This window comes from Desulfovibrio sp. OH1186_COT-070, assembly GCF_003860215.1.
Taxonomy (GTDB): domain Bacteria; phylum Desulfobacterota; class Desulfovibrionia; order Desulfovibrionales; family Desulfovibrionaceae; genus Desulfovibrio.
In genome coordinates this window covers 1-26372 of the sequence record NZ_RQYH01000010.1, presented here as the reverse complement: position 1 = coordinate 26372, position 26372 = coordinate 1, and the positions used below count along the sequence as shown (strand labels likewise).

22 protein-coding genes are annotated in these 26372 nt (G+C 62.1%); 11 read left to right on the top strand and 11 right to left on the bottom strand.

Annotated elements, in window-relative coordinates:
* The first annotated feature begins 7 nt into the window (after nucleotides 1-7).
* From EII23_RS05265 to EII23_RS05255, 3 genes are read left to right on the top strand one after another with little or no spacing between them, the layout of a single operon-like run.
* Nucleotides 8-922 carry a class I SAM-dependent methyltransferase gene (locus EII23_RS05265; protein WP_124792341.1) on the top strand — a complete coding sequence of 305 codons (915 nt, stop codon included), beginning with the start codon at nucleotides 8-10 and terminating at the stop codon, nucleotides 920-922.
* Between the two features lies 1 nt (nucleotide 923).
* A complete protein-coding gene (locus tag EII23_RS05260; protein ID WP_185702304.1) occupies nucleotides 924-1757 on the top strand; it encodes a radical SAM/SPASM domain-containing protein in 834 nt (277 codons plus the stop codon).
* Between the two features lie 36 nt (nucleotides 1758-1793).
* Nucleotides 1794-2459 carry a bifunctional 2-polyprenyl-6-hydroxyphenol methylase/3-demethylubiquinol 3-O-methyltransferase UbiG gene (locus EII23_RS05255; protein WP_124792339.1) on the top strand — a complete coding sequence of 222 codons (666 nt, stop codon included), beginning with the start codon at nucleotides 1794-1796 and terminating at the stop codon, nucleotides 2457-2459.
* A gap of 57 nt (nucleotides 2460-2516) precedes the next feature.
* Here the strand turns inward: EII23_RS05255 and EII23_RS05250 are convergent, their stop codons facing one another.
* On the bottom strand, nucleotides 2517-7739 hold the full coding sequence (locus EII23_RS05250; protein ID WP_185702303.1) for a VCBS domain-containing protein: 5223 nt from the start codon (nucleotides 7737-7739) through the stop codon (nucleotides 2517-2519).
* A gap of 292 nt (nucleotides 7740-8031) precedes the next feature.
* Between EII23_RS05250 and EII23_RS12895 the strand changes: the two genes are divergently transcribed.
* Nucleotides 8032-8682 (top strand): hypothetical protein, encoded by a 651-nt coding sequence (locus EII23_RS12895; protein ID WP_185702302.1) that lies wholly within the window; start codon nucleotides 8032-8034, stop codon nucleotides 8680-8682.
* Between the two features lie 60 nt (nucleotides 8683-8742).
* Entirely contained in the window at nucleotides 8743-9450 is a 708-nt protein-coding gene (locus EII23_RS05240; protein WP_124792336.1) for a DUF6935 domain-containing protein, read from the top strand.
* A gap of 24 nt (nucleotides 9451-9474) precedes the next feature.
* Here the strand turns inward: EII23_RS05240 and EII23_RS05235 are convergent, their stop codons facing one another.
* A complete protein-coding gene (locus tag EII23_RS05235; RefSeq protein ID WP_124792335.1) occupies nucleotides 9475-11409 on the bottom strand; it encodes a TIGR04326 family surface carbohydrate biosynthesis protein in 1935 nt (644 codons plus the stop codon).
* Nucleotides 11406-12482 (bottom strand): S-methyl-5-thioribose-1-phosphate isomerase, encoded by a 1077-nt coding sequence (mtnA, locus tag EII23_RS05230; protein ID WP_124792334.1) that lies wholly within the window; start codon nucleotides 12480-12482, stop codon nucleotides 11406-11408. Before mtnA ends, EII23_RS05235 begins: the two co-directional genes overlap by 4 nt.
* Before the next feature lie 328 nt (nucleotides 12483-12810).
* Here mtnA and EII23_RS05225 point away from each other — a divergent pair, with 328 nt between their 5' ends.
* The 3 genes from EII23_RS05225 to EII23_RS05215 all read left to right on the top strand — a co-directional run bounded on the left by EII23_RS05225 (nucleotide 12811) and on the right by EII23_RS05215 (nucleotide 16661).
* Nucleotides 12811-13992, top strand: coding sequence for an aminotransferase class I/II-fold pyridoxal phosphate-dependent enzyme (locus tag EII23_RS05225; protein WP_124792379.1), 1182 nt, complete (start codon nucleotides 12811-12813; stop codon nucleotides 13990-13992).
* A gap of 108 nt (nucleotides 13993-14100) precedes the next feature.
* The gene (locus tag EII23_RS05220) at nucleotides 14101-15435 is read left to right on the top strand and encodes a homoserine dehydrogenase (RefSeq protein WP_124792333.1); all 1335 of its coding nucleotides are present in this window, start codon (nucleotides 14101-14103) and stop codon (nucleotides 15433-15435) included.
* Nucleotides 15436-15455: 20 nt separating this feature from the next.
* Nucleotides 15456-16661, top strand: a complete 1206-nt coding sequence (locus tag EII23_RS05215; RefSeq protein WP_124792332.1) for a DNA polymerase IV — start codon at nucleotides 15456-15458, stop codon at nucleotides 16659-16661.
* A gap of 60 nt (nucleotides 16662-16721) precedes the next feature.
* On the opposite strand, the gene uraA is transcribed toward EII23_RS05215, so the two are convergent.
* From uraA to EII23_RS05180, 8 genes are all read right to left on the bottom strand, one after another.
* Nucleotides 16722-18008 carry a uracil permease gene (gene uraA, locus EII23_RS05210; RefSeq protein WP_124792378.1) on the bottom strand — a complete coding sequence of 429 codons (1287 nt, stop codon included), beginning with the start codon at nucleotides 18006-18008 and terminating at the stop codon, nucleotides 16722-16724.
* A 54-nt stretch (nucleotides 18009-18062) separates the two neighbouring features.
* Entirely contained in the window at nucleotides 18063-19289 is a 1227-nt protein-coding gene (locus tag EII23_RS05205; protein ID WP_124792331.1) for a histidine phosphatase family protein, read from the bottom strand.
* 13 nt (nucleotides 19290-19302) lie between these two features.
* Entirely contained in the window at nucleotides 19303-20496 is a 1194-nt protein-coding gene (tyrS, locus tag EII23_RS05200; RefSeq protein ID WP_124792330.1) for a tyrosine--tRNA ligase, read from the bottom strand.
* 220 nt (nucleotides 20497-20716) lie between these two features.
* Nucleotides 20717-20965 carry a hypothetical protein gene (locus EII23_RS05195; protein WP_124792329.1) on the bottom strand — a complete coding sequence of 83 codons (249 nt, stop codon included), beginning with the start codon at nucleotides 20963-20965 and terminating at the stop codon, nucleotides 20717-20719.
* Nucleotides 20966-21116: 151 nt separating this feature from the next.
* Nucleotides 21117-21245, bottom strand: a complete 129-nt coding sequence (locus EII23_RS13375) for a hypothetical protein (RefSeq protein ID WP_260424608.1) — start codon at nucleotides 21243-21245, stop codon at nucleotides 21117-21119.
* A gap of 18 nt (nucleotides 21246-21263) precedes the next feature.
* The gene (locus EII23_RS05190) at nucleotides 21264-22130 is read right to left on the bottom strand and encodes a DMT family transporter (RefSeq protein ID WP_124792328.1); all 867 of its coding nucleotides are present in this window, start codon (nucleotides 22128-22130) and stop codon (nucleotides 21264-21266) included.
* Between the two features lie 13 nt (nucleotides 22131-22143).
* Entirely contained in the window at nucleotides 22144-22929 is a 786-nt protein-coding gene (locus EII23_RS05185; RefSeq protein WP_124792327.1) for an alkaline phosphatase family protein, read from the bottom strand.
* A complete protein-coding gene (locus EII23_RS05180) occupies nucleotides 22929-23978 on the bottom strand; it encodes a hypothetical protein (protein WP_260424607.1) in 1050 nt (349 codons plus the stop codon). The genes EII23_RS05185 and EII23_RS05180 overlap by 1 nt, the downstream gene beginning before the upstream one ends.
* Nucleotides 23979-24139: 161 nt before the next feature.
* On the opposite strand from EII23_RS05180, the gene EII23_RS05175 reads away from it, so the two are divergent.
* The 3 genes from EII23_RS05175 to EII23_RS05160 all read left to right on the top strand — a co-directional run bounded on the left by EII23_RS05175 (nucleotide 24140) and on the right by EII23_RS05160 (nucleotide 26371).
* Nucleotides 24140-25294 carry an ImmA/IrrE family metallo-endopeptidase gene (locus tag EII23_RS05175; protein WP_124792326.1) on the top strand — a complete coding sequence of 385 codons (1155 nt, stop codon included), beginning with the start codon at nucleotides 24140-24142 and terminating at the stop codon, nucleotides 25292-25294.
* Complete coding sequence (locus tag EII23_RS05170) at nucleotides 25291-25782, top strand: DUF4411 family protein (RefSeq protein ID WP_124792325.1); 492 nt, start codon at nucleotides 25291-25293, stop codon at nucleotides 25780-25782. The genes EII23_RS05175 and EII23_RS05170 overlap by 4 nt, the downstream gene beginning before the upstream one ends.
* Nucleotides 25783-26026: 244 nt before the next feature.
* Entirely contained in the window at nucleotides 26027-26371 is a 345-nt protein-coding gene (locus tag EII23_RS05160) for a transposase (RefSeq protein ID WP_124792324.1), read from the top strand.
* Nucleotide 26372 lies beyond the last annotated feature (1 nt).

The window sequence follows — 26372 nt, the reverse complement described above, 5'->3', positions numbered from 1 at the left end:
ACAAAACATGCTTTCGGAACGGGAATATGCCCATATTCTGGACAAATGGCTGGAAGGCGTGCCCAGCGAAGTGAAATTCTGGAATACCTATATGGCGTCCAGGGGAGCCACGGGAAGCCACAACTGGGAGGAAGTGATTTCCGCTGACCGGCCCTTCCGCCTGGAGGAAGATCTGGAAAAAGCCGCAACGCGCTTTCTGGATGCGGGCAGCGGGCCTTTTTCCCGCTGCGGCTTCAAAACGTCCCGAACCGCCCTGAGCTTTGTGGCCGTGGACGCGCTGGCCCCGGCCTATGCGCGGCTCAAGCAGATGTACGGCATTGTTTCGGGAATGCAGCCGCAATTCGGGTTTACCGAAATCTTGAGCGACATTTTTCCTCCGGAATCCTTTGACATCGTGCACATGAGCAATTCTCTGGACCACTGCATTGATCCTGTGCTTGGGCTGTACAACCTCTTTCATGTTTGTGCGCAGGGGGGCAAGGTCATCCTGCGCCATGCGAAAAACGAAGGCGCGTCAGCGCATTATGACGGCCTGCACCAGTGGAACCTCTGCGTGGAAAAAGGCCGTTTTGTGATCTGGCGCGGAGATTTGCGCGTGGATATTGCAGAAATGCTGGGCGACTGCGCGGAAATGGAAACTTTTGAAGACATTTTCGAGTTTCCGGAAAAAAAGTGGAAGTACGACAAGGTCGTCATCAGAAAGCGCGCTCCGGTGGAAATCCCGCAGAGCGCCTTTCGTCGGGTCTGCTTTGAAAAATTGGCCACAGCCGTGTATGACCGGGCTTTTGAAGACATGAGCGCCGATGTTCTGGCGCAGCGTTGCGCGCAGTACGAAAAGGAAATCGCTGCGTACAAGCAGCGCCTTGACAGGTTTGTCAAGCGATACGAGGCGCTTGCAGAAGAAAAAAGGCAGGGGGCGTGACATGGCGAAAGAGATGCAGGGCGCGCTGGCCGCCAAGCATGCCCTGGTGTACGGCACGCTGAAGAAGAATTGGCCGCTGATGCCTGTTGTGGACGGCGTGGAACTGACCAATATCTGCAATCTGTCCTGCCCCAACTGCCCAACGCCCACAACGCAGTACCCCAGGGGCTACGCAACGGAACAGACGGTGACGCTGGCCATGCGCTATGCCGCGCCCGACAGCCTGTTTTCTTTTCACCGGCTGGGAGAGCCTTTTCTGCACAAGAGCTTTCTGCACTATCTGCGCCTTGCCGGTGAAACGGGCCTGCGGGCCGTGGTTTCCACCAACGGCACGTTGCTGAACACCGCGCGCATGGAAGAAATGCTGGACGCCCGCCCCTGGTCGGTCATGGTTTCCCTGCATACCCGCAAGTCGCTGGAGGCTTTTGCCCGTCTGGCCGAGCACTGCTTTGCACACAATGTGTTCCCGCCCAAATTCTGCGCCAATCTGCTCAGCCACAACAGGGACGACGTGTTTGCCTGGGCGGATGACATGCAACTGGATTCGCGCATCCGGGATCTTTTTCGGGATGTGCAGTCCCACTCCTGGGCCGGAAATGTGGCCGCGCGCAAGACCGTCTATGACGATGCGCACATGCAGGAAATGGTGCGGCGCTGCTTTTTCATTCGTTTCAACCACGTCAACATCCGCTGGGACGGGAGTGTGGTGGCCTGCTGTCTTGATTCGGAAAACATCACCCAACTGGGCCATGTGCACGATTTGCCCAAAATCCGGCAGAACCCTGCGGGCTACGCCCTGTGCAGAACCTGCGACAGGGACTGGATGCACGACTGAGCCAACCGCCCGCGCGACGGGCAGACCGGAGTTGCCATGTTTGATCTGGAAAACGCGCGCTACAGAACAACATTTGTTGGCGCTGAAAACGAGATGCTCACGCAAAAATCCAGAAAGCTCGACTACATATTCCTGCTGGAATACATCACCCGCCTGTACCTGAAATATCCTGCGCTGTTTGAAGACGAATATGTGCAGAACCGCGTGGGCCTGAAAAAAATTCTCAACCTGCTGGTCAAGACCGGGCGGGACGGCAAGGTGCTGGACGTGGGCTGCGGAAATTGCGAATTGCTCATGGCCCTGGCCAAATTGGGGTTTTCCGTGACAGGGCTGGACGCCAGCCCCAGCAGAGTTGTGGTCAACCGGCAGCGCCTGCGCAAGGTTTTTTTCGGCTTTTCCGAGTCCATGCCCTTTGACGACGGGGAATTCCGGACGGTCATTGCCACGGAATGCCTGGAACATGTGCTCAGCGCGGATCTGACCCTGCAGGAGATGCGCCGCGTCATGGAGCCGGGCGGCACAGCGTATATTCAGGTGCCCAACAAAAACCTTGTGGACTCGGCCACCCACGTCCGCCTGTTTTCGGCGCAAAGCCTCGCGCAGCTTGTGGGGGAATATTTTACGGTGGAATCTGTGGAGTGCATGCCGTATCTGACCGGAGAGCACGAGAACAATCTCTTCTGCATTGCGCGCAAGGCGTGATGCGGGCGGCGCGTCTTGCGCCGCCCGCACGGGGTGCTTCGGTGTGTTGTGGGCGGTTCAGCCCTGATTTTCCATGAGTATTCTGGCTGCGACATCGTCCGTCATGCCGGTGTCAGGCAGAACAACAGCCGCCTGCATGCCGCCAGGGGGTTGAGCCTGCTCTGTGCCCGCTGTTTGCCGGGGCGGAGAGCCGCTGCCTGCTCCCAGCAGGGAGTCAAGGCTTGCTCCGTTGGCAAGCAACTCGGCCATGACAGGGGAATCTCCGGCATCGGGAGCGCCCGCAAAGGACGCCATTCTGCCGCGTCCGGTAATGGCGGGCGCTGTGCCGCCCTCAAGGGTGATGGTGAGTTGGCGCTCTGCAAATGCGCCATTGGCGTCGGTGGCCAAAACGGTAAAAACTTCCCTGCCGTTGCTCGGAACATCCGCAGGGTTCACGCCGGATCTGAGCGTGTATGTGTAGTTGCCGCCATTGCCTATGGTAATGGTGCCGTAGTTTCCGTCAACGGTCGTTCCTTCGGTCACTTCTCCGACTGTTTCTTTGCGGATTGCGTATGTGAAGGGAGAGTCCGGGTCAATGGCCGTGACTTTTCCTGTGGTTGTTGTGCCCCCGGTTAGATCCAGGGTACGGTCAAAATGGGAGTCTGCCGCAATGAATTCCGGCGCGTCGTTCACGCCGCTGATCTGAACGGCAAAGCTTTGGGGGTGGGAAGTTGCGCCGTGATCATCCCTTGCGGTCATCTCAAAGGTGAGGGTAATGGTCTCGCCGCCGCCGAGAGCCTTGACCGCCTCCTTGCTGTTGTCCAGTGCAAACCAATATTTGCCGTCCGCCTCCAGATGCAGCGTGCCGTAGTCCTCCGCCTGTTTTCCGGAGAGGGGCGTTCCGTTCTGGATGGCTGACTTGAATGCGCATTCGTATTGCAAAGCCCCCTGATCGGAATCAACATCCGTGGCTTTGGCCTGCCGGGTCTGGCTGGGCACAATGTCGGCGCTGTTGGCTTCGGCCGTGACGTTCAGGCCGCTCAAAGACGCAAGCACGGGATTGTCGTTGGTGCCGGTGATGGTGATGGCGAGTTCCTTGTCGCTTTGGCCGCCGTGTTTGTCCGTCACCCGGATTGTGAAGACGGCCGTGACGATTTCGCCCTCGCCAAGGGCCTGCACCCGCGGGAGCTGGTTGTTCAGGGTAAAGGTATAGTCTCCGGTGCGGGAATCGTTGATGAGCAGGGTGCCCCAGTTGTCGGGGTGGGTCAGCAGCATGGTCTGCCTGTTCCCGTTCATGATGCTGAAGGTCAGGCCGTCTCCCGCGCCTGCTCCGGTATCATCGGTAACAAGGGCATTGAGCGTGCCCGTGCAGGTGACGGAACCTCCGGGAGGCATGTCGTCTTCTTTCACGTTGTTGGCGGGCGCGGCCGTCCATACGGGCGGGGCGTTGTTGCCCTGAACGGACACAGTGACCACAGCCGCCTCCGAAAGGGAAAGTTCGTCGCCGTTGCCTGCGGTTGTTATGCCCGCGCTGTCCCGGGCGTAGAGGGAAAAACTGACAGGAGCGGAATCGTCGGCAGTCAAGTGCCTGCCGTTGGCCAGATACACAAGCTTGCCCGCGCCGGTGTCCTTGTTGACTTCCACCCTGTAGTCAGCCTCATTTGCCGCGCACTCTTGGGTGCCGGTGATCTTGCCGTTTCCGTCAACCGTGAAGCGGTAGTGGGCGACGCTTTTTTCGGAGCCGTCGCTGGCCAGGGTGAAGGTGTGGCTGTCGTCCGCGTCCAGATCGCGGACAGAAAGCGCGCCCCAGGCGGTGGACGTGTCTTCCCCGTCTTTCTGGGAGACGGTCAGATCTGTCTGCCCGAGAAGAATTTCGGGGCGGTCGTTGGAGCCGAGGATGGTGATGTCCACTGTGCCGCTGCCGCTGCCCCAGAGTCGAAAGGATTCTGTCAGCGACGCATGGGCGGCAAGCTGCTGCACCGCGCTCAGGCTGTTGTCCAGCGTGTAGGTGTATTCGCCGGTGGTTTTGTCGATGCTGATGCTGCCGTAGCGGCCTTTGGTGGTCAGGCTGAAATGGCCGGAAGATGTCTTGAAGCCGTAAGGCTCCGTGGCGCTTCCCCCGGTGGCTGTGCCCGTGGCCTGCACATTGGTGGTTGCGGAAAAATGGTCTTCCTTGAGGTTATGCGCGCCGCCGTGCAGGGTATAACTTGTGCCCGGCCCCACGGGCGGGCTTGTGAGTGCGGCCACGCGCACGGCAATGTCCTGCGTTGCCGTGCCGCCGCGCCCGTCGTCCGCCACAAGGGTGAAGTTTTCCGTATGCGCGATGTCCAGATTGGCGGCGTATTCGTTGAGGGTATAGGTGTATTCGCCGGTGGTGCGGTCAACCTTTATGGTGCCGTATTTGCCCTCCAGAGACTGGAGTTTGTTGTCGCCATTCTGAAAATAGAACGTGTGGTGCCCGGAAGTGATTTTGCCGTGCGCATCGGTGGTGACTGTCTGGTCCTGATCCACATCGGTGATGGCCATTTTGCCCGTGGCCACGGTATTGCCGCCCGGATTGCCGTTGACATCAAGGCTGTAGTCCCCGGCGGTAATGACAGGCGCGTCATTGGAGCCTTCAATGGTGATGACGAGTTGCCCCTCTGTGCTGGAGCGAAACGCGCCGGGCTCGGTGCTCTGCCCGGTGGTGACGCGGATTTTGAAGCTCTCGGTCAGCGACTGCTCCGGAGCAAGCTTCTGGATTTCGTTGTCCTGATTTCGGGTCAGGGTGTAGGTGTATGAACCGTCGGTTTTGAAAGCAAGCGTGCCGTATCTGCCTTCAACCGCATAGCCGTCGGTTGTCTGCACCACGGAATTGCCGGTGCCCGTGGCTTCCAGGAGGGAGAAGCTGCGGGATATGTCCAGTGTGTCCCTGTCGCTGGCGGTTACCGTGCCGTGCGCCACGACCTGCGCGCCGGGCAGGCTGCCGCTGTCGCCCATGTCTTCGCGGATGCTGCCGGAAAGATTGCCGAGCACGGGTTTGTCGTCCTTGCCCTGAATATTGATGCGCAGAAGCTGCCGGTCATACGCGCCAAGACTGTCCACGGCGCGGATCCAGAACTCGTCATGGGCTGTCTGGCCTTCTGCCAGCTCCTGGGCTTTGCCGTTGTTGAGAATGTATTTGTATGCGCCTGTGCCTTCCGTGATTTCCAGGCGGCCGTACTTGCCTTCTTCAATCTGGACAAGGCGTTCGGCGGATCTTTCGATGGAGTAAAACAGGCGGTCTCCGGTATCGGCATCCCTTGCCGTGACCTGACCCGTGGTCTGCCCCGGCCCGGCATCTTCCGCAAGGGTGGCGGGGGTGCCCAGGCTTGTGATCTCCGGTTTGTCGTTGGTGCCCTTGACAGAAAAGGCAAGCTGCTGAGCCCGTGTCCCGCCGGCATCCGCAGCGCTGACGGTAAAGTGGAGGTTCACGGTTTGCCCGTTGGACATCGTGTTGACAACGTCCGCATCGTTGTCGAGAACAAACCGGTACTCGCAGGGGTATTCGGCATTGCTGGCGGGCTTTGGCTCAAGATACAGCGTGCCGTAGGCGGTTTTGAGCGTATGGGGATCAATGACGGTGCCGGTCGTGGCAGCGCCGTTGATGTGGACTGTCGGCGCGATGCTGTAGGTGATGCCGTCCGCTCCGGCATCAATATGGGAGGCCACAAGCGTGCCGCTGTAGTGCGGGGTGCCGTTTTCCTCCACATTTTTTGCAAGGTGGCCTTTTTCTTTCACTTCTCTGCCCGCAGTATCGATGCTGAACCGTGGCGGATCGTTTTTTCCGCCGATCTCCACGCTGACAGTCTGGCGTGACCAGGCTCCGTGCGCGTCCACGGCCGTGAGAACAAAAACATCGGTGTGCGTGGAACTTGCGGTCAGGGCATGCACCTTGTCGCTGGCGCTGTTCAGGGTATAGCCGTAGGTTCCGTTGGGGCGCACCACAAGCGTGCCGTATTCGCTGCGGAAGGAGGATGCCTCCCCCCAGGAGCCGTCGCTGGCCGCGCCTTGTGTGCCTTCACCAGCGCGGATTTCGTACCGGTGGTTCGCGTTGTTCGTACCGGAAGTCCATGCCCCGTCGGCATCACGGTCCTGCACACGAAAGGCGCCGCCGACGAACGCCGTTCCGCCGTCTTTGAGGCCGCTGTGCGCGCCGGAGCCGACGAGGGTGAGGTCGGGCCTGTCGTTGGCGCCCACAATGGTTATGGAGCAGTCCGTGGTCAGGGGGTTGCCGTCCGCATCGTGCAGGACAGCATGGGTGGCTGCGTCCCTGAGCACAAAGGAAAGGGTGCTGACAGCGCTTTCGTGCGCGTTCAGGCTCTGGGTGGCGGTTTTGCCATTGTCCAGGGTGTATGTGTATTTTCCGGTGGTGGTGTCCAGCGCAAAAAGGCCGTAGGGGGTTTCCACGGTCTGGTTGCCTGTGCTGTCCACAGAAGAAGCGCTGTGCCCGGCGGGCAGGCTGCCTGCCTCCGCCTCCCAGTAGGCGTTTTGCCGGGGAGCGCCGAGGGAGCCTCTTTGCAGGCTCACGCCGGGGGTGAAAGTATTTCCGTTGGGGAGAACACCTTCTGCCACAAGCGCACCGGCAGCATAGGGAGAAACATCCGGCGCGGGGGCCGTTGGCGTGCCGGGCAGAAGCGGGCTTGCGTGTTCCCGGAAGGCTTCCGGGGTTTGCCTCTGCTCGGGATGCCAGCTCCGGGCATCGTTCATGTCCAGAGAACCGAGGGGAGAATAGCCGCCGAGCAGTTTGAGGTTGCCCATTTCGTACAACCGTGTTTCCTGCATCTGGAGCGCCGCGTGCGCTCTGTCGCCGCCATCGGCATTTCGGCTGTCGGCCTGTTCTGCCTGACCGGAGTCCTGTGCTGCCTGTGCCATCGCCTGACCGGAGGTTTGGCCGGATTGGCCGACAGCTTCAGAGTGCTGGCCGGAGTTTTGCCCGGCTGTCTGGTGGGCATTTTGCCCCTGCGCAGCGCTGCCTGCCGCATCCTTGCCGTCACCCCCGGTCTCTGCCGCTTTTTCCGCGCCCCTGCTGCTGTCGGAGAGGTAGTCCTCTCCGTTCAGGTGCGTGATGCCGTCGGCAAACTTCAGGCTGGCGGTGCTGGCGCCGTGCGAAAAATATTCGTCAAAAATGAGCACAGCGCCGTCCGCAAATTCCAGCACAAGGTCATCGCCCCGCCGCACAAGAACAACGTCGGAAAGCTTGAACGTCAGTTCTGCTTCGCGGGTTTCCCCGGCAGGGATGGAGACTGTCTGGCCGCTATGGGGTTTGTGTATCTCGCGCATGAAAAAACTCCACTGTCGCCCCGGCAAAATTTGGGGGCACGGGCGCAGGTGTGTGCGGACTGGCGCAAAAGTGCCAAGCAGCAAGGTATAGTACGCTACAATTACAGTATCTTTTTCGGTGGAGCTTGTCCATCTGTTTGTGCTGCCGCGAAAGGCTTGCAGGCCGGGCAGGCAACGGTCACGGCGCATCTTGCCCCGCCCGGAAAGTTTTTGAGCTTTCAGGTTTTTTGCGCTATCCTGCCAATGTTTGCCCCGAAGCGGGCAAAACCCTTTTTGCGGGAGAAAGTGTGCCGTGAGCGCGTGCGTGAAAATGGCTGTGGCCTTGTCGCTGGCCTTCTGGGGAATGGCCGCAACGGCCGCACTGGCCGGAGATTCGGGCGAGGAACGCACCATTCCGGTCATCGAATGGAAATGCTTTTCCTGCGAGAAGCAGTTTTTTTCCTTTGCCCCGGACGATCTTGCCGCCAAAGCCAGGCCGGAGCACAAGGACGTGCGGCACCAGCAGTCCCACTGGATGCGCCTGGCGGACAAGGGCAGACCCGTTGAAAAATGCGGCAAAAGCGGAGACGGTGCGCATTTTCTGGAAAAAAAGCGGGAGTTCTCTGCTTCCGGACTTCTTCTCCGCGCGGATTTGGGGAAATACCTTGTCCTGAAAAGCGGCGGAAGCAGCATCAAGGCCAGGGTGCAGAAAGTCAAATGCCTGGTCTGCGGGCTGGAGCGTTACGCCTTTGCCGGGGATGATCTGGATCTGTACGGCCCCCTGACGCTTTCACGCCCTGCGGCAGTGTTCTCCCTGCTGACAGGCGCGCGCATCGGCGAGTGCCGGGGAAAGCTGGCAGGGGGCATCCCGTTGGCGGTACACCTGTTTGCGCCGGTGAATGAGGCGCAGCCTTCTTCTTTTCAGCTTGCCTCCCATGCGCAGTATCTGCTGTATTCCGATTAGGCGCACCCCGCTACGGCAAGGGGCGGACGCCGGGGTGTGCTGCAACCAAAGGACTTTCCCATGAAAAAATGTTTTGTGCTGCTTGTTCTGGCCCTGTTTGCGGCGGGTTTGTTCCCCGGCGGGGCGCAGGCCCGCCTGCCGCAGACCTACAAGGAATTCAAGGCCCGCTACCAGCAGGAGGCCAGTACCCCCGAAGGCGCGCTCAAAATGCACTTTGAAGCCATTTTCTGCTATATCAACGAGGCAACACGGGCAGAGGCCTCAAAAATGCTGCGCTATTCCATGCACTATCCGCAGCCGCTGGAACGGTCGGGCAGCGCGGCTGTCTTTCTGGAGCGCATGCGGGACACGAACGCCAATTTTGTCTTCCGGAGTTTCTGCAAGGGAGCCCTGCCGGAAAACGACTACCGCATGTCGCCGGAAAACTTCACTCTGGAGATTGTGGGCAGGCGCAACAGTGATGGCTATCTGAAGCTTTTGCTCAAAAGCTCCGGAGCGGACTCCGCACGCGCCGTGTGGATGTATGCGCACGATGGCCTGTGGTATACGGAAAACAATGCGGCGCTGTATGTGATGGTGCGCGAGCCCAGGCAGCTTTTGGACAAGAGGAAGAACCTGCACGACGCCGATTATGATACGGAAATCACGCCTCCTGCCGGAGCCGGGAAGCATATCCATGACGGCGGAGCAAAGCCGCAGGCCCACGATGCCGATTTTGACGCGCTGCCCGCCCAAATTCCGGACATGACAGCCCCTCCGGCACAGTAACGGCAAAGACCCCGGGCAGTGCCGCTACGGTTCCAGTCCGAGCAGTTTTTTCCAGCGGGGCAGGGCCGAGTCGAGGCACAGATAGTCTGCGGACAGGTTCAGGGGCGTGGCGGTATTCAGGGCCGCTGCCACATGGTCGAGGGTTCCCGTGCGCGGCAGGTCGGCCACGTCCTGCAGGGGGCAGAGGTCGAAATCGCCCAGAGGCAGCATGGCCATGACGGGCAGCCCCTTGAGCGCGGCTTCCAGAACCGCTGTGGTGGAATTGGAGGCCCAGACCACCACGCCCGGTTGCAGGCAGTCGGCGATGGGGCCTTCCTCCACGAAAATGGCGTCGGCGCGGCTGCCCAGAAGGGCATGCAGGCGATCGCGCACGGGCAGATAGGGGTGCGGCTTGACGCGCACTTCCCAGCCGTCCAGCAGTCCGGCGCGCAGGGCGCGGGCCAGCAGTTCAAGGTGGGCCTGGGTTTCGTCGGCAAAGAAGCTGGTTACCGCCAGCAGGCGCTTGCCGTGCGGCGGCGCGCTGTGCGCGGGAGAGGGCGTTTTGTCTGCCAGATAGAGGTAGCGCAGGGCTTCTGCGGCGGCGAGGCGCTCCGCAGGCAGATGGGCCGCAAGCCATTGGTCGCAGGCCGAACTGCCGTTGCCCAGAATGGTGTCGGGCTGAAAGGTTGCCAGTTGGCCCGCAAAGGTGCGCTTGTCGTCAAAATAGCGGAAGTCCGTGGGCCGGAGGCTGGAGTGCTGCGCGCCGTACACCGGGCCGTTGCCCGCCTGGTGCACGGCCTGGGTCAGCATGCGCTCCCAGGGGCAGTTTTCCAGGGGAAAGAGCGTCCAGCGCTGCTTTCCGGCGCAGGCCGCATAGCGTTGCAGGGCGCGCTGTTGCAGGCAGCGTTCCAGCCCGCGCCACCCCCGGAAGGATTCGGCCCAGAAGCCCCCCAGATATTCCCAAAAGTTCAGGCGCGAGCCGGAAAAGCAGAAGGTCGGCTGCACGGATCTTTCCAGGCGCAGGCTGGCAACGCACAGGCGCGCATGACGCCAGAGCGAAGCCCAGAGGTCGCGGTGGCGCAAAAATTCTTCCAGATAGTGAAAACTCGCGCCGTCCCTGCCTTCTTGCCGGAAGCGGTTACGCAATTCCAGGCACTGCGCCAAATCCAGCCCCGGCGCGGGAAAGCGCACAAAGAGCCAGCGCACAAAGTGCCCCCCCTCGCGCCGCGCCGCGTCGCCAAGGGCATTGTGCAGGCTTTCCCAGTAGCGGGAGCGAAAGCGGCCCTCTTTGGCGGCCTGCATGTCCACATTGGGAAAGTAGGTGGCAATGGTGGCGGCGGGGGTGCGGGTTGGCGGCAGGGATGCGGCAACGGGCATGAGCTTGCGCCGCACCGTCCACCACCAGTGGGCGTAACGCGCCAGAGCGCGCAGGGGGGCCGGAGCCGCCGCATAAAAGCGCCGCAGCAGGCCGGCGGCTTTTGCCTCGGGGGCCGCGTCACGGCTTTGCGCAAAGCGGCGGCCGCTGGCGCGGCAAAAATCGGCCAGAGTCCGCCGCAGGGCGCTGTCGCCCCCGTACAGGCGCAGGGCGGTAAAGCCTTCGGCGTCCATGAGGCGTTCCAGAGCGCGCAGTTTGTAGACGGCATACAGGCCGGGAGTCATTTTGGGGTGGCGCTCGTAGAGCAGGGAGCACCACCACAGGGAAAGGCTTTCGCCGCAGGCCAGCCAGTGCTGTACCTCGCGCCCTTCCACGCGCATGCGGCCCATATCGTGCGCCCAGGCCATGTGTTCGGCGCGGATGGCGGTCAGTTCCTCACGCAGGCGGGCGGCCAGGGAGATTTCGCCCGGCGGCGCGTCCCATCCTTCCCAATGAACAACCACACGCCGGGCACGGGCCTCCCCGGCCGGGCCGTACTCCGTTGCCAGCGCGCCGGGGGGGTGCTCCCCGTCCGGCGGCGCGGCCACCAGCAGCAGTTCTTTCATGCCCGCGCTCTTTCTTCCTTCGGGGCTTCTTCTTTCGGGGCCGCTTCTTCCAGGGCCGCCCGCACAGAGGCGGTGTAGGGCGGACGCAGCACACCCCTTTCCGTGATGATGCCGCTGATGCAGTCTGCGGGCGTCACGTCAAAGGCCGGATTGTACGCAGGCACTCCGGCGGGGCAGACGCGCCTGCCGTCCGGGCAGGTCACTTCATCCGCCGGGCGTTCTTCAATGGGAATGGCGCTTCCGTCGGGCAGGGAAATGTCAATGGTGGAGAGGGGCGCCGCCACATAGAAGGGAATGCCGAAGTGCCGTGCCAGCAGGGCCACGCCCAGGGTGCCGATTTTGTTGGCCGTATCCCCGTTGGCGGCAATGCGGTCCGCGCCGACCAGGGCCACCTGCACAAGCCCCCGGCTCATGAGCAGGGCGCAGGCATTGTCGCAGGCCACGCTGACCGGGATGCCGTCTTTGTGCAACTCCCACGCGGTCAGGCGCGCGCCCTGAAACAGGGGGCGCGTTTCGTCGGCAATGACCCGGATGCGCTTGCCTTCTTCCACCGCAGCGCGGATAACCCCCAGAGCCGTGCCGTAGCCCGCTGTGGCCAGGGCTCCGGCATTGCAGTGGGTGAGCACGCAGTCTCCGTCTTTCAGGCAGGCCGCCCCGTGCCTGCCCAGGGTCTTGCAGGCGAGCACATCCTCTGCCTGAATGGCGCGCGCCTCCTGCACAAAGGCTTCCATCAGCGCGGCATGGCCGTTGGGGGGCATTTTGCGGCGGACGGCGCGCATGCGCTCCACGGCCCAGCGCAGATTGACCGCCGTGGGCCGGGCACAGGCAATGCGCTCCAGATGTTCCTCCAGTTCGTCTGCCTGTTGCGCGCCGAGGGCGTGGAGCGCCAGAACGCAGCCCCAGGCCGCGGCAACGCCGATGGCCGGAGCGCCGCGCACGGTCATGTTCTGGATGGCATGCACAATATCGTCTGTGCTGCGACAGACCACGGTTGCCTCCTGCCCGGGCAAAAGACGCTGGTCCAGCAGGTGCAGGGCAAAATCCGTGTGGTCAAAGCGGATATGGTCGTCCATGATGTCCTCCCGCAAAGTGTTTGCAGCCTACTCCCGGACAGGCAAAAAAGCAAAAGAAAGGGTGTTCCCCCGTCTGCCTGCGGGCAGGCTCCGCCTTGCGGAATGCGCGCTGCCCGGACCGTGCGGGGCTTGGCGGAAAGACGCGCAATTCCGTCCTTTACAAAGCGGTGCGGGGCTGGCTATGCTGCAAGAATACGCCGCGTGCGCCGCTAACTGCTCCTGTCAGAACTGCTCCTGTCAGGGGGGGGCGCAGGGCTGCGCGGCCCCGATGCTCTTTTGCTGTCCTTTTTCGGGATCGGGCAACGAGCAAAACTTCTGGAGTGCCGCCATGGAAGAATTTTCACGGATCCGCCGGCTTCCCCCGTATGTGTTCGCTCTGGTGGGAGAGCTGAAAATGCGTTTGCGCCGGCAGAATGTGGACATTGTGGATTTCAGCATGGGCAATCCGGACATTCCCACCCCCGCGCCCATTGTGGAAAAGCTGGTGGAAGCCGCGCAAAAGCCCGTCAACCACCGCTATTCGCTCTCGCGCGGCATCCCCAACCTGCGCAAGGCCATCTGCGCCCGCTACGAGCGCCATTACGGCGTGCATCTGGATCCGGAAACAGAAGCCATCGTCACTTTGGGTTCCAAGGAAGGGCTTGCCCATCTTTCTCTGGCCATGCTGGAACCGGGCGATGTGGTGCTGGCGCCTGATCCCACCTATCCCATCCACAAATACGCGCCCGTTATCGCCGGAGCCGATGTGCGCAGCGTGCCCATTGGCCCTGACCGTAATTTTTTTGAAGATCTGGAAGCCGCCACCCGGCAGGCCTGGCCCAGGCCCAAGGTGCTTTTTCTCTGCTATCCGCACAATCCCACCACAGAAGTGACGGACTTGGATTTTTTCCAGAAAGTGGCGGACTTTGCCAAAGAAAACAAGCTCTGGGTCATACAGGATCTGGCCTACGCGGATATGGTCTTTGACGGCTACAAGGCGCCCAGTTTTCTGCAGGCCAGGGGCGCAAAGGACGTGGGAGTGGAATTTTACTCCCTCTCCAAAAGCTATTCCATGCCCGGCTGGCGCGTGGGCTTTTGTGTGGGCAACAGCCATCTTGTGCACAGTCTGGCGCGCATCAAGAGCTATCTGGACTACGGCATGTTCCAGCCCATCCAGATTGCCTCCACGGTGGCCCTCAACGGCCCGGAGGACGATGTGATCCGCATCCGCGAAATTTACAGGGAGCGCAGGGACAGGCTGGTGGAGGGCCTGAACCGCATCGGCTGGCACACGCCTTCGCCCAAAGCCACCATGTTCGTCTGGGCGCGCATTCCGGAAGAGTTCCGCAAAATGGGGTCAGTGGAGTTTGCCAAGCTTCTTCTGCAGGAAGCGCATGTGGCTGTTTCGCCGGGGTTGGGCTTTGGCTCGTACGGCGACGAATATGTGCGCTTTGCCCTCATCGAAAACGAGCACCGCACGCGCCAGGCCATCAGCGGCATGCGCCGCCTGCTTTCCGGCACAGCGGAGTGAGCCGCGCATGCGGTTTTTGTCTTGTGGTCACAAGGGGCGGGCATGGCCCGCCCGCAGACGTCTGGCGCGAACAATCCTGAACCGCGCTGTATTTTTCAAGGAGAAAGCATGAGCAAAGGCAGCGAAAAGCCCCTGCGCATCGGACTGGCCGGTTTCGGCACTGTGGGGGGCGGCCTTGTGCGGCTGCTCCGGGAAAATGCGGATGTCATCCGCCGCCGCGCGGGGCGTGATGTGGTTCTGACCAGGGTTCTGGTGCGCAATCCCGCCAAGGCCCGCGACACGGCCCTGCCCGATGGCGTTGCCCTGACCACGGACTATCGCGAACTCACCGACGATCCGCAGATCGACGTGCTGGTGGAACTCATCGGCGGCATTGACCATGCCCGCGCGCTCATCGACCGCGCGCTGGATCAGGGCAAGCATGTGGTCACGGCCAACAAGGCCCTGCTGGCGGAAGAAGGGCCGGATCTGTTCCGCAAGGCCGAACGCAAAAAACGCATCCTGCGCTATGAGGCCAGCGTTGCCGGGGCCATCCCCATTGTGGAGGCTTTGCGGCAGAGCCTTGCCGGAAACCGCGTCCACGATCTCATGGGCATCCTGAACGGCACGAGCAATTATATCCTGTCCGAAATGACCAGCAACAATATGGATTTTGACGTGGCCCTCAAGCAGGCCCAGACCTTGGGCTATGCCGAAGCCGACCCCACGCTGGACATTGACGGCCACGACGCAGCCCACAAGCTCATTCTGCTCATCAGGCTGGCCTACGGCGTCCACTATCCCTACACGGCCCTTTCGGTGCGCGGCATTCGCGGGCTCTCCGGTCTGGACATCCGCCTGGCCCGCGAGTTCGGCTACCGCATCAAGCTCATCGGTCAGGTGCGCGAAGTGCCTTCCCCGCAGGCAGGGGAGGACGACAGTCAGGTGCGGCTGGAGGCCGGTGTTTTTCCGGCTCTGGTGCACCACACCTATCTGCTGGCGCGGGTTGGCGGGGTGTACAATGCCGTGCGCGTGGAGGCCAATGCTGCCGGGGCGCTTTTCTTTCACGGCCGGGGCGCGGGCGATCTGCCCACGGCCGGAGCCGTGCTGGCCGACGTGCTGGCCGTGGCGCGCGACGAACGCCCCAACAACACGGGTTTTGCGGGCAGCGATCTGCCCAGGGCTTCCATTGTTCCGCCGCAGGAATGGCGTTCGTGCTATTATGTGCGGGTCATGGTTCAGGACGCGCCGGGCGTTTTGCGGGACATTTCGGGCTGCATGGCCGCCGAGGGCATCAGCATGGCCCAGGTCATCCAGAAAAGCGACGAGGGACACGGCGTGCCTCTGGTCTTCATGACGCACGAAACCACGGCCCAGGCCATGAGCGATGCCCTCCAGTGCGCGCTGGACGCCGGGCTGCTCAAGGAACCGGCAGTGTATTTCAGGGTGCTGGGCGGGGCGTAGCGGGCAATACGGCGGACGCCATGATCCTGCATCTGGACATGGACGCGTTCTTCGCCTCTGTGGAGCAGAAGGACAATCCCGACCTGCGCGGCAGGCCCGTCATCGTGGGCGGCGGAGAGCGGGGGGTTGTTTCCACCTGTTCCTATGAGGCGCGCGCCTTTGGCGTGCATTCGGCCATGCCCATGAGCACGGCCAGGCGTCTTTGCCCGCAGGCCGTGGTGCTGCCCTGCCGTCACCGGCGCTATGCGGAAGTTTCGCGGCAGGTCATGGCGGCGCTGGGCGAGTTTTCTCCCCTGGTGGAACAGGCCAGCGTGGACGAGGCCTATATGGACGCCTCCGGTCTGGAGCGGCTGTTCGGCCCTCCCGAGGTTTTTGTGGCGCGCCTCAAGAGGCGGGTCGCAGAGGCCACGGACGGGCTGACCTGCTCTGTGGGGCTTGCTCCGGTCAAGTTTCTGGCCAAGATCTGTTCGGACATCCGCAAACCCGATGGCGTGTACATTTTGCCGCCGGAGGAGGCGGATGTTTTTTTGCGCCGCCTGCCCGTGGGCAAAATTCCCGGTGTGGGGCGGCGCATGGTGCAGGACCTGCAAGCCCTGGGCATCAGCACGGTGGAGCAGTTGCGCGTTTGCGGCCCGGAGTTTCTGGAGCGGCGTTACGGCAAATGGGGAAGAACGCTGCACGAGCGCATCCACGGACGCGATGAGCGGGGGGTGCAGCCGGTGCGCGAGGCCAAAAGCGAAAGCGCGGAATGCACCTTCGCGCGGGACACGCGCGACCGCGCCCTGCTGGAAAAAAGCCTTCTGGCCCATGCCGAGCGCGTGGGGGCCAGGTTGCGCAAAAACGGTCTCAAGGGGCGCACCATCACCCTCAAGGTCAAGTTTGCCGACTTCCGGCAGATCACGCGCTCGCGCACGCTGGACGAGCCGGTCTGCGCTACCCGGACCCTGTTTGAGGTGGGGCGCGAACTTCTGCGCGCCCTGCCCCTGCCCGCGCCCGTGCGGTTGGTGGGGTTGGGCGTTTCGGGCTTTGGGGATGCGGCGGCGCAGCTTTTTCTGCCCGGAACAGGCAAGGCCGCAGGCGGGGTGGACCCGCGCGAGGAGGAGCGGCGGCAAAAACTGGACGCGGCGCTGGACGGCCTGCGGGAGCGTTTCGGGCCGCGCATTGTCCAGCGCGGGCGTCTGTTCACGCCAGGCGAAAGTGCGGGCAAAAATTCCGGCACGGTATAGGGGGCCGTGCCCAAAGCGCGGGGCCGCCCGGAAGTTTTCTGTGCAAAGCCAGACTGCCTGTCATGACGCGCGCTGGTCGCCGGGTGCGCCTTCCTCTTCTTCGTGCCCGCGCAGGCGCTCCATAAGGCGGAAAAGCGCGCTCATGCCCACTCCCACCACAGTGGCCAGGGCCATGCCCTTGAGTTCCACCGCGCCGATATGCGCCTTGGCTCCGCTCACGCCGATGATCAGGATAACGGACGTGAGAATCAGGTTTTGCGCCTTGTTGTAGTCCACCCTGGACTCCACAAGCACCCGGATGCCCGATGCGCCGATGACGCCGTACAGCAGCAGCGACACGCCGCCCATGACGGGAACAGGAATGATCTGTATGGCGGCCGCCAGCTTTCCCACGCAGGAGAGCAAAATGGCCAGAATGGCCGTGCCGCCGATGACCCAGGTGCTGTAGACCTTGGTGATGGCCAGCACGCCGATGTTTTCGCCGTAGGTTGTGTTGGGCGTGGAGCCGAAAAATCCGGAAAGCATTGTGGACAGGCCGTTAGCAAACATGGAGCGGTGCAGGCCGGGGTTGCGCATGAGATCCTGGTTGACGATATTGGCCGTGACCACCAGATGGCCCACATGCTCGGCAATGACCACCAGGGCCGCAGGCAGGACGGTCAGCACGGCGAACCATTCAAACTTCGGCGTGTAGATGGTGGGCAGGGCAAACCAGGGAGCTTCGCGGATGGGGGTCACGTCCACCATGCCCATGACAAAGGAAAGCCCGTATCCCGCCAGCACGCCGACAAGAATGGGGATGATGGCCAGAAAACCCCGAAACAGCACAGACCCGAGCACCGTCACCGCAAGGCTGAAAAGGGCCACGGTCACAACGGCGCTGTCGGCCCGGGCGCCTTCCGGCGGCAGCAGCCCGGCCATGTTGGCGGCAACGCCCGCCAGTTCCAGCCCGATAACCGCGACAATGGCTCCCATGGCCGCTGGCGGAAAAAGCACGTCCAGCCAGCCCGTTCCGGCTGTTCTGACAACAAGGGCCACCAGACAGAACAGCGCGCCGCAGATGATGAAACCTCCCAGGGCCAGCTCGTAGCTCAGAGGAAGGAGCAGCATGACCGGAGAAATGAAGGCAAAGCTGGAACCCAGATAGGCGGGGATTCTGCCCTTGCAGATAATAAGATAGAGCAGGGTGCCGATGCCGTTGAACAGCAGCACCGTGGCCGGATTGATCCCGAACAGGATGGGCACCAGTACCGTGGCGCCGAACATGGCGAAAAGATGCTGGAGGCTCAGAGGAATGGTTTGCAGGAGGGGCAGACGTTCGTTGACGCCGATAACGCGACGGGCCATGTGCATACCTCTGGCGTTGGGGGTGAACGGCGCGCATCCTCCCGCGCCGCAAGGTCAGTCGCTGGCTGTCCGGCGGCTGACGTAGGGGATGCGCTCGAAAAGTTTTGTGCGGGGAGTCAGCGAAATACGGTAATACTGGTCCTGGGGAACGTGGACATACGGCACATCCTCCGTGCGCTGGCGCAGAAAAAGCGAAAGCAGCACACGGTTGACGGCCTGGTGCCCTACAATGAGCATGGGTTTGTCCCCGGCCAGAAAAAGGGCCCGCCGCAGCCCCCGCTGCACCCTGTCGGAAAGCATGGCATAACTTTCCCCGTTGGGGTAGGCGTAGCGGTATTTGTCCGCATTGCGGCCTGCGGTCACGGCGGGCATGTTTTGGCGGATGTCGCTGTAGAGCATGCCTTCGCAGTCGCCAGCCCGGATTTCGTCAAATTCCGTGAGCGCCATGACGTGGGTTTTGGGGCGCTCGCCGAGAAGGGGAGCGGCGGTCTCGTGCGAGCGCATGCGCGTGGAGGTGAAAACCCAGTCCACGGGGTGCCCGCGCAAATGCTCTGCCAGAGCCTGGGCCTGCGCGCGGCCTCTGGCTGTCAGCGGGGGGTCGCCGCCGATGCGCCCCTGAACATTGAATTCCGTCTGCCCGTGGCGGGCCAGATAGAGGCAGTGGACCCAAGGAGTGACCAGAATTTCGCGGATGGCCGGATAATAGGGGGAACCCTCGCAGGGTTTTTCGTCCAGAATGCGGTTGGCTGTGGCGTCCACGCATATCCGGAATTTTTCGTCCTGCAGGGGCTCGTAGATGGCCTCATAATAGCCGATGCGCTTCATGAAGCTGTCCAGCGCCTCCTCCCTGCTGTGGTCTGCGTATTCGGGCAGGTCGGCCTTGCGCTGTATGCAGGCCTTGAGCAGCAGAGGGTCTTCGTTGACGCATTCCACAAAAAGCAGGGGATGGTCCGCAAGCGTGCGCTCCAGCAGCGCGCGGCGGGCGCGGCTGGCGTTGGTGGCGTCCAGAATGGCCACCTCGCCGTCCTCTGCCAGCCAGGCGCGGGCCAGATCCATATTGCGGCGGCAGATCATTTCACGGGCCTGACGGCCAAAGCTGTTGTCGTGGTTGTAAAAATCGGCCTCTGTGGACTCCGGTCCCATGAGCGCGCGGCGCAGGTCGCCGTTGTTGAACAGGCGCGCCCTGATGCCCTCTGCCGTCAGCCCGTCGCGGATGCGTTTTGCCAAGGTTGACTTTCCGCGCGCGGGCAGGCCCACCATGGCCACATAGAGTTTCTGCACGGCCTCTCCCCGGTCAGCGAACCGTCAGGCGCAGAAAGCGTTTTTTGCCCAGCCTGACCACATAGGAACCCTGCGGAAGGGGGGCTGCGTCGTCCCAGCGTTGCCCGTCCAGAGAGAGCGCGCCTTCTTTTATCAGGCGTTTGGCCTCTCCCCGGCTTTTGACAAGGCCCGCCGCCTCCAGAAAGACCGGGGGCGAACTGTCCTCGCCCTGGGCGCAGCAGTGTTCGGGCATGTCGGCGGGCACTCCGCCGTCGGCAAAGATGGCGTTGAAGCCCTGACGGGCGGCATCGGCCGCATCGACGCTGTGGTAGCGGCTGACCATCTCGTGGGCAAGCTCTTCCTTGGCGGTTTTGGGGTGTGCGCTGCCCGTGCGCACGGCCTCCCTGAGAGCGGCAATGTCGTCCAGGCTTTTTGCGGACAGAAGTTCGTAATAGCGCCACATGAGCTCATCGGAAATGCCCATGATCTTGCCGAAAATCTGATCCGGAGCCTCGTCAATGCCGATATAGTTGCCGTAGGACTTGGACATTTTGCGCACGCCGTCAGTGCCTTCCAGCAGCGGCATGGTCAGGATGCACTGGCTTTCCTGCCCGTAATGGGCCTGGAGGCCGCGGCCCATGAGCAGATTGAACTTCTGGTCCGTGCCGCCCAACTCCACATCGCTTTTCAGGGCCACGGAGTCATATCCCTGACAGAGGGGGTAGAGAAATTCGTGGATGGCGATGGGGCGCTGCTCGCGGAAGCGCTTTTCAAAATCATCGCGCTCCATCATGCGCGCCACCGTGTAGCTGGAGGCCAGGCGGATAAAGTCCGCCGCGCCCATTTGGCCCAGCCAGGCAGAGTTGAAGGCAATTTCCGTTTTTTGCGGATCAAGGATTTTGAAAACCTGCTTCTTGTAGGTTTCCGCATTGGCCAGCACCTGTTCCTCGCTGAGGGGGGGGCGGGTTTCGGAGCGGCCCGAAGGATCGCCGATGCGTCCGGTAAAATCCCCGATGAGAAAGGTCACGCTGTGCCCCAGTTCCTGAAAATGGCGCATCTTGTGCATGACCACCGTGTGCCCCAAATGCAGGTCGGGCGCGGTGGGATCAAAGCCTACCTTGACGCGCAGGGGCGTGCCGCGCGCAATCTTTTTGCGCAGTTCTTCCTCGTTGATGAGTTCGGCCACGCCGCGCTTGATGGCGGCCATCTGGAGGTCTGTCTGGCTCATGGTTCCCTTTCCGGTTTGCGGGCAAGAAGCGGGCAGCGGATCTGCCGCGCCGTGGGGCGGCAGAATCGCGCACGATGTGCAAAGCAGACAAACATAGTCCCGGAGAGATTGCGCTGTCAAATGCGGCCCTGCGGGCTGTCAAACGCATCTCTGCCGGAAGAAGGAACCTGCGCGCCCGCCGCGCGGACGCCCAAACGGCCTTTTGTTTCGGGAGCCGGGACTATATGCCGAGCAGGGCGAACACGCGGCCCTGATTCAGGCCGCTGTGTACGGAAAGCGCGCCCGCATGGTCGCCGGTAATGGCTTTCAGCGCCTGATCCAGCACGCCGTCAACCTCATCGTCCTGCAACAGGCGTGTGGCGCTGAGGCTGACCATGTCCCGCGTTGCAGGCGTGGGCGAAGCCGCAGCATCCCTGTCGGGCTGCAGAAAGGACAAAGGGGACGGCGTGGTGAGGGAGGTGATTTTCATGGCATATTTCCTTGATGCGTGCAAAAGGGTCAAAATTTCCGCGTTGCGGCGGTATGTGTTTTTGCACGAAAATCATGCAAGGAAAGTGCCATGTTTTTGCAATGCATGCTGTGAGCACAAAGCCCCCGTATTCCGGGCAGGCGGTTTGCTGTCAGCGCGGGGCCTGTTGGCGCAGCCTGCGCGCAAGAAGAAAGGCTGCCAGGCAAAGTGTGCCGCCGGTCTTGAGGGCCAGCAGGGCAAGCAGGATCTTTTTGTGTGCCAGAAATGCGGGGAAGGACATGGTTTTCTCCTGATTTTTTCAGTCTTTTTCGGGGTCGGCGCTCAGCAGAACCACGGAGGCGAGCACCAGAGCGGAGCCAAGCCAGCCGGCCGGAAGAAAGTTTTCGTCCCTGAACAGCCAGACCCAGAGCGTGCCGAGAACCGGTTCAAGGTTGCAGATGACAGCAGCCCGGACCAGACTGATGCGGCGGAGGGCCAGGCCGTAACAGACATAGGCCAGATAACAGGTCAGGATGCCCGGCAGGGTCAGCCAGAGCCATATCTGCGGGGGAAAGTCCGTGCGGACGGGCATGCTCAGGCCAAGGGCCGCAAGGCCTCCCAGCAGCATCAGGGCGTAGATGGAGGCTGTGGAATAGCGTGCCTGCCACCAGCGGTAAAAGGGGTAGTGCGAGGCATAGCACAGCCCGGCCAGCAGCCCCCAGGCAATGCCCGCAGGGGAGGCATGCTCGGGCAGGCTGCCGCCGGAAAAGGAAACCAGGGCTGTTCCGGCCAGGGCAATGCCCATGGACAGCCATTTGCGGCGCGAAATGCGCTCCCGGAAAAACAGGCGCGCGAAAAGCGCAACCCATACCGGCGCCGTGTACAGCAGAATGACCGCCGTGGCTCCGCCGCTGAGCCGGATGGAATATTGCAGGGAAGCAAAAAAGATGCCCACGCCCCAGGCGCCGAAAAGCACAAACAAAAGCGCGTGCCCCAGCTTGACGCTCCTGCCGTCGGTGCAGGCGGCGTGTATGAGAAACAAAAGACAGCCAACAGCCGCCCTCCAGAAAGCGGTTTCCAGAGGCAGAACCCCTGCATCCAGGCAGACGCGGGAGACAATCCCCAGAAGGGACCAGCACAGGGCTGCCAGCAGTATCCAGATATAGCCGAGGGATGCCTGGTGCATGGGGGCCTTTGCTTCAGGATTTGCGAGTTTCAGGGGCGATGCCCAGCGCCTTTTCCATCAGGGCGGCAACTGCGCGCTGGCTTTGGGGCAGGGCAAGATCCTGCGCCTGCGCGCCCGCCAGCCAGAAGGGAACGCGGCGAATGCGCTCCAGATCGTCGTAGTGGCTGCCCTGGGCGTCCATGCCGTGGTCGCTGGTGACCACAAGGGTGCTTCCGGCCGCAAGCCATTCCGGCATCCAGCGGGCCAGCAGTCCGTCGGCCTGGCGGATGGCTTCATGATAGGCCTCGCTGTCGCCGCCGTGGGCATGGCCCGCACAATCCGCGCCCATGGCGTGCACGAGCAGCAGATGGGGCCGGAAGCGGCGGAACAGGCAGGCCGCATCATGAAAAAGATCCTGATCGGGATAGGCGTCGTGGCTGTAAAAAAGGCCGTGGGCAATGGGCAGCGCCGGGTCGTGGGTCAGGCGGTGGCGCGCCGGATCGTAGGGGCTGCTGTTGCACACTTCGCTGATCCAGAAATAGGCCGCAGCGGCCGTGGTCAGACCGGCATCGCGGGCCCGCGCGAAAACCGTGGGCAGGGGGCAGAGGTGTGCGGCATCATTATGCAGAATGCCGCTCTGCGCTGGCGGCAGGCCGCTGAACAGCGTGGCGTAGGCGGGGCGGGAAAGCGGCGGCAGTTCGCATTCCAGTTCGGCATAGCGCGCCTGGCCCGCCGCTTCCAGCGCCAGCATGTGGCTCATGCAGCGGCGCGCGGGCTGCGCCGCAACTCCGTCCAGAAGAACAAAGACAAGGGGCGGCATCACCAGTCTCCGTTGCCCTGGGGGCGCGGCCCGAAGTTGTGGGCAGGGGCCAGGGCGCGCAGGCCCGCGGCCGTCACCCCGCGCGCATTGTGGCGGACGCGCAGCCAGGCCAGGAAGGCGTGAATCTTTCGCAGCAGGGCATCGGCGGATTGCTGGTCGGGCACGTTGGGCGACGCGCCGGGCAGAAGTTCGGAGGAGTGCCAGAAAAGGTTGAGCACCCTCCCTCCGCGCAGCCGGTGCAGGCAGGCGGCCGCGCGCATCACGGGCGCGCTGTGCCAGACGGGGTTGGGGCTTGCAACACCCCAGCAATGGAACGAATCTGCCCAGGATTTTTGCCGGAAAGCGCGGTGCCACAGGCGTGCCAGCCCCGGCCACAGGGGGATCTGGGTCAGGGGGGCTTCCAGCAGGCCGGGAGCCTCGGCGGGCCAGTAGGGATCGGACGGCGCGAGAAAATGGTCCGGCCCGCCGGAAAAAATGCGCAGGGGGCAAACGGAGCTGTCCAGGGTCAGGCCTTCTTCGGCCAGCAGGGGGAGGAGGGCGGATTTCAGATCCCAGCGCCCCATGCGAAAACTCGTGAGCGGTGCGGACTGGAAGTCGCGCCCGGCGTCCAGCAGGGTGCGCAGGCGGCGGCGCAGGAGATCGCGCGGCAGAAGGTGGGTGCGCGGGGGCGCGCCTGCGGCAGGTTGGGGCGACAGCGGGGGGGTGCTCCAGTGGTGCAGGTGCGCCGCGATTTCCGCCCCGCAGTGGTCGCGCATCCAGGCCAGATGCCCGCAGGCCTCTGCGCTGGCAAAGACCGTGTGCGCGCAGAACAGGGTCAGCGGAAAATCCAGTTCGCGGCTTATGGGGGCAAGGCGGCGCAGCAGGGCCACGTTGCGCACCGTACAGTCCGTGGAGGCGTAGCGGCCCGAAAAAAGGCCCTCTTCCTCCACGTCCAGGCTGACCACCACCAGCAGGGGGGGGGCGTCTGTTTGCGTTGGGGAATCCTTCATGCCGCCACAGTACGCACAAGCGGCACGCAAGGCAATCGGCATGGGGCTGGGTGCTGGCATGTGAAGGCCGCGCATGCGCGACCGACAAGGCCGGTGCAAACGGCCGTGCGGTGCCGGGTTCATTGTGCGATGCGCCTTTTTCATATAGCATCCGGGCATTGCAAGTCCGTGTTTCCCTGCTGCACATGCATGCAAGAGGTGTGATGTTTCGGGGGGAGTTTATGAGTGCCCACGTTGCCATAAACCCGGCATTGCTGACCTGGGCGCGTGAACGCGCCGGAGTGGAAGCATTTGTGCTGGAAAATCGCTTCCCCAGGCTTGCCGCATGGGAGAAAGGCGAAGCGCAGCCAACCTTGAAGCAGTTGGAAGACTTTGCCCGTGCCGTGCATATGCCCATCGGGTATTTTTTTCTGCCTGCCCCCGCGCAAGAAGCGTTGCCCATAGCCGATTTTCGTACCGTGTCCGGGCATGCTGCACTACGCCCCAGTCCTGACCTGCTGGATGCGTTGTATCTCTGCCAGCAACGACAGGACTGGTATCGCGACCATGCCCGCATGAGCGACTTTGAGCCGCTGGATTTCATCGGCAGCGTCACCATTGCCAGTGAACCTGTGGGGGTGGCGGAATCCATGCGCCACACCTTGAGATTTTCGCTGGAAGAACGTCAGAGCCTTCCCAACTGGGAAAAATCCCTGCGCCAGCTTGTCAGCAAGGCCGAAGACGCAGGCGTATTGGTCATGACGAGCGGCATTGTGGGAAGCAACAGCCACCGGACGCTGCGGGTGGAGGAATTTCGCGGTTTTGCTTTGGCCGACAAGCTGGCCCCTCTGATTTTTGTCAATGGAGCGGACAGCAGGGCAGCGCAAATGTTTACGCTGGCACACGAGCTTGCACATTTGTGGCTGGGAAAAAGTGGTGTTTCCAATACTGAGGCAGGCCGCCTTCCTGAACGGCGCACAGAGCGTTGGTGCAATGCTGTTGCCGCCGAATTTTTGATGCCCCTTCAGGCTGCGCGTGAAGCGTACAGGCCAGACTTGCCGCTGGCCGAAGAAACGACTCGGCTGGCTCGCTTGTTCAAAGTCAGCACACTGGTGGTTCTGCGCCGTTTGTTTGATGCCGGATTTGTGGATAAAGAACAATTTTGGCAACAATACCGCGCAGAGTTGGCCACTCTTCAGGCCCGCAAGCAGAGCCCCAGTGGCGGCGGTGATTTTTATCGTTCCCTGGGAACACGCGCCAGCAAGCGTTTTGCACAGGCGTTACTGGGCAGCACCCTGGAAGGGCAGACCTTGTTCCGCGATGCCTTTCGCCTGCTGGGGGTGAAAAAGAGTGGGACACTCTTTACCGCAGCGCGTGTGCTGGGGGTAGCGCCATGACCTACCTGCTTGATGCCAATGTGTTCATCCAGGCAAAAAATCTGCATTATGGGCTGGATTTTTGCCCGGCATTCTGGGAGTGGCTGGCAGAAAAAAATGCGGCGGGCATCGTGTGCAGCATCGACAAGGTGGCTGATGAACTGGAAATTGGAGCGGACGATCTGACCATGTGGGCGCGTCAGCAACGCACCGACTTTTTTCGCAAAACAGATGCCAGCGTCATGCCGCATTTTGCTTCTGTCAGCACCTGGGTCATGGGCCAGAGCTACGAACAGGCAGCCATTCATACGTTCTTGCAAGCAGCGGATTATTATCTCATTGCCCATGCTCTGGCCGACGGCCTTGTGGTTGTGACCCATGAGGTGCCCGCCAACTCTCCAAAGAAAATCAAAATTCCCAATGTTTGCGCAGGGCTTGGCCTGCGTTTCATGACCCCCTACATGATGCTGAAAATCGAAAAAGCACGCTTTGTGCTTGGGCGCGCATAAGCAAGGCGGCAGTGATGCGTGCAAGGGCAGCCTGCATGGGTAAAGTGTTTGGAAAAGCGCTGCAAAGATCAAAGGCCGATGCGCCATGAATATTGATGAAGCCAGTCTGAATCATGCGCAACGCCTGTTTGAAAGCGGCGACATTAAGGCCATGGAAGTGGACACAACCTGAGGGCTGCGGCAGATCCATGCGTATTTGTTTGAAGGGGGGTACGATTCAGTCAGTTTCCCGCACGAGGTGGGAATGGACATCACCAATGAGCAGTGGGAACGACTCGCGCCCCTTCTTCCCGACAGCCCCAAGGGGCCGAGAAGACAAGGCAGGCCGGTGCTCAATGAGCCTCGCGCCATCCTGAACGGAATTCTTTGGATTCTGCGTACAGGCGCGCCGTGGAAGGATTTGCCGGAACGGTATCCGCCGTACCAGACTTGCCACAGATGGTTCCAGCGATGGCGAAAAGAAGGCGTGTTCGACACCGTGCTGCTCGCCTTGCCGACGACTTGCGGGAACGCGGCAAGCTTGATTTGCGGGAAGCCTTCATTGACGGGACATTCGCCCCGGCAAAAAAGGGGGCCGTGCCGTTGGTAAA

Bases quoted from the DNA above. Each gene is read 5' to 3' on its own strand.
- EII23_RS05240 (WP_124792336.1), top strand. From the start codon at position 8,743: ATGAAAAAATGTTTTGTGCTGCTTGTTCTGGCCCTGTTTGCGGCGGGT.
- EII23_RS05180 (WP_260424607.1), bottom strand. From the start codon at position 23,978: ATGCCAGCACCCAGCCCCATGCCGATTGCCTTGCGTGCCGCTTGTGCG.
- EII23_RS05220 (WP_124792333.1), top strand. From the start codon at position 14,101: ATGAGCAAAGGCAGCGAAAAGCCCCTGCGCATCGGACTGGCCGGTTTC.
- EII23_RS05175 (WP_124792326.1), top strand. From the start codon at position 24,140: ATGAGTGCCCACGTTGCCATAAACCCGGCATTGCTGACCTGGGCGCGT.
- EII23_RS05265 (WP_124792341.1), top strand. From the start codon at position 8: ATGCTTTCGGAACGGGAATATGCCCATATTCTGGACAAATGGCTGGAA.
- EII23_RS05160 (WP_124792324.1), top strand. From the start codon at position 26,027: ATGGACATCACCAATGAGCAGTGGGAACGACTCGCGCCCCTTCTTCCC.
- EII23_RS13375 (WP_260424608.1), bottom strand. From the start codon at position 21,245: ATGTCCTTCCCCGCATTTCTGGCACACAAAAAGATCCTGCTTGCCCTG.
- EII23_RS05190 (WP_124792328.1), bottom strand. From the start codon at position 22,130: ATGCACCAGGCATCCCTCGGCTATATCTGGATACTGCTGGCAGCCCTG.
- EII23_RS05225 (WP_124792379.1), top strand. From the start codon at position 12,811: ATGGAAGAATTTTCACGGATCCGCCGGCTTCCCCCGTATGTGTTCGCT.
- EII23_RS05195 (WP_124792329.1), bottom strand. From the start codon at position 20,965: ATGAAAATCACCTCCCTCACCACGCCGTCCCCTTTGTCCTTTCTGCAG.
- EII23_RS05260 (WP_185702304.1), top strand. From the start codon at position 924: ATGGCGAAAGAGATGCAGGGCGCGCTGGCCGCCAAGCATGCCCTGGTG.
- EII23_RS05215 (WP_124792332.1), top strand. From the start codon at position 15,456: ATGATCCTGCATCTGGACATGGACGCGTTCTTCGCCTCTGTGGAGCAG.
- uraA (WP_124792378.1), bottom strand. From the start codon at position 18,008: ATGGCCCGTCGCGTTATCGGCGTCAACGAACGTCTGCCCCTCCTGCAA.
- EII23_RS05255 (WP_124792339.1), top strand. From the start codon at position 1,794: ATGTTTGATCTGGAAAACGCGCGCTACAGAACAACATTTGTTGGCGCT.
- EII23_RS05185 (WP_124792327.1), bottom strand. From the start codon at position 22,929: ATGCCGCCCCTTGTCTTTGTTCTTCTGGACGGAGTTGCGGCGCAGCCC.
- EII23_RS05235 (WP_124792335.1), bottom strand. From the start codon at position 11,409: ATGAAAGAACTGCTGCTGGTGGCCGCGCCGCCGGACGGGGAGCACCCC.
- EII23_RS05250 (WP_185702303.1), bottom strand. From the start codon at position 7,739: ATGCGCGAGATACACAAACCCCATAGCGGCCAGACAGTCTCCATCCCT.
- tyrS (WP_124792330.1), bottom strand. From the start codon at position 20,496: ATGAGCCAGACAGACCTCCAGATGGCCGCCATCAAGCGCGGCGTGGCC.
- mtnA (WP_124792334.1), bottom strand. From the start codon at position 12,482: ATGGACGACCATATCCGCTTTGACCACACGGATTTTGCCCTGCACCTG.
- EII23_RS05170 (WP_124792325.1), top strand. From the start codon at position 25,291: ATGACCTACCTGCTTGATGCCAATGTGTTCATCCAGGCAAAAAATCTG.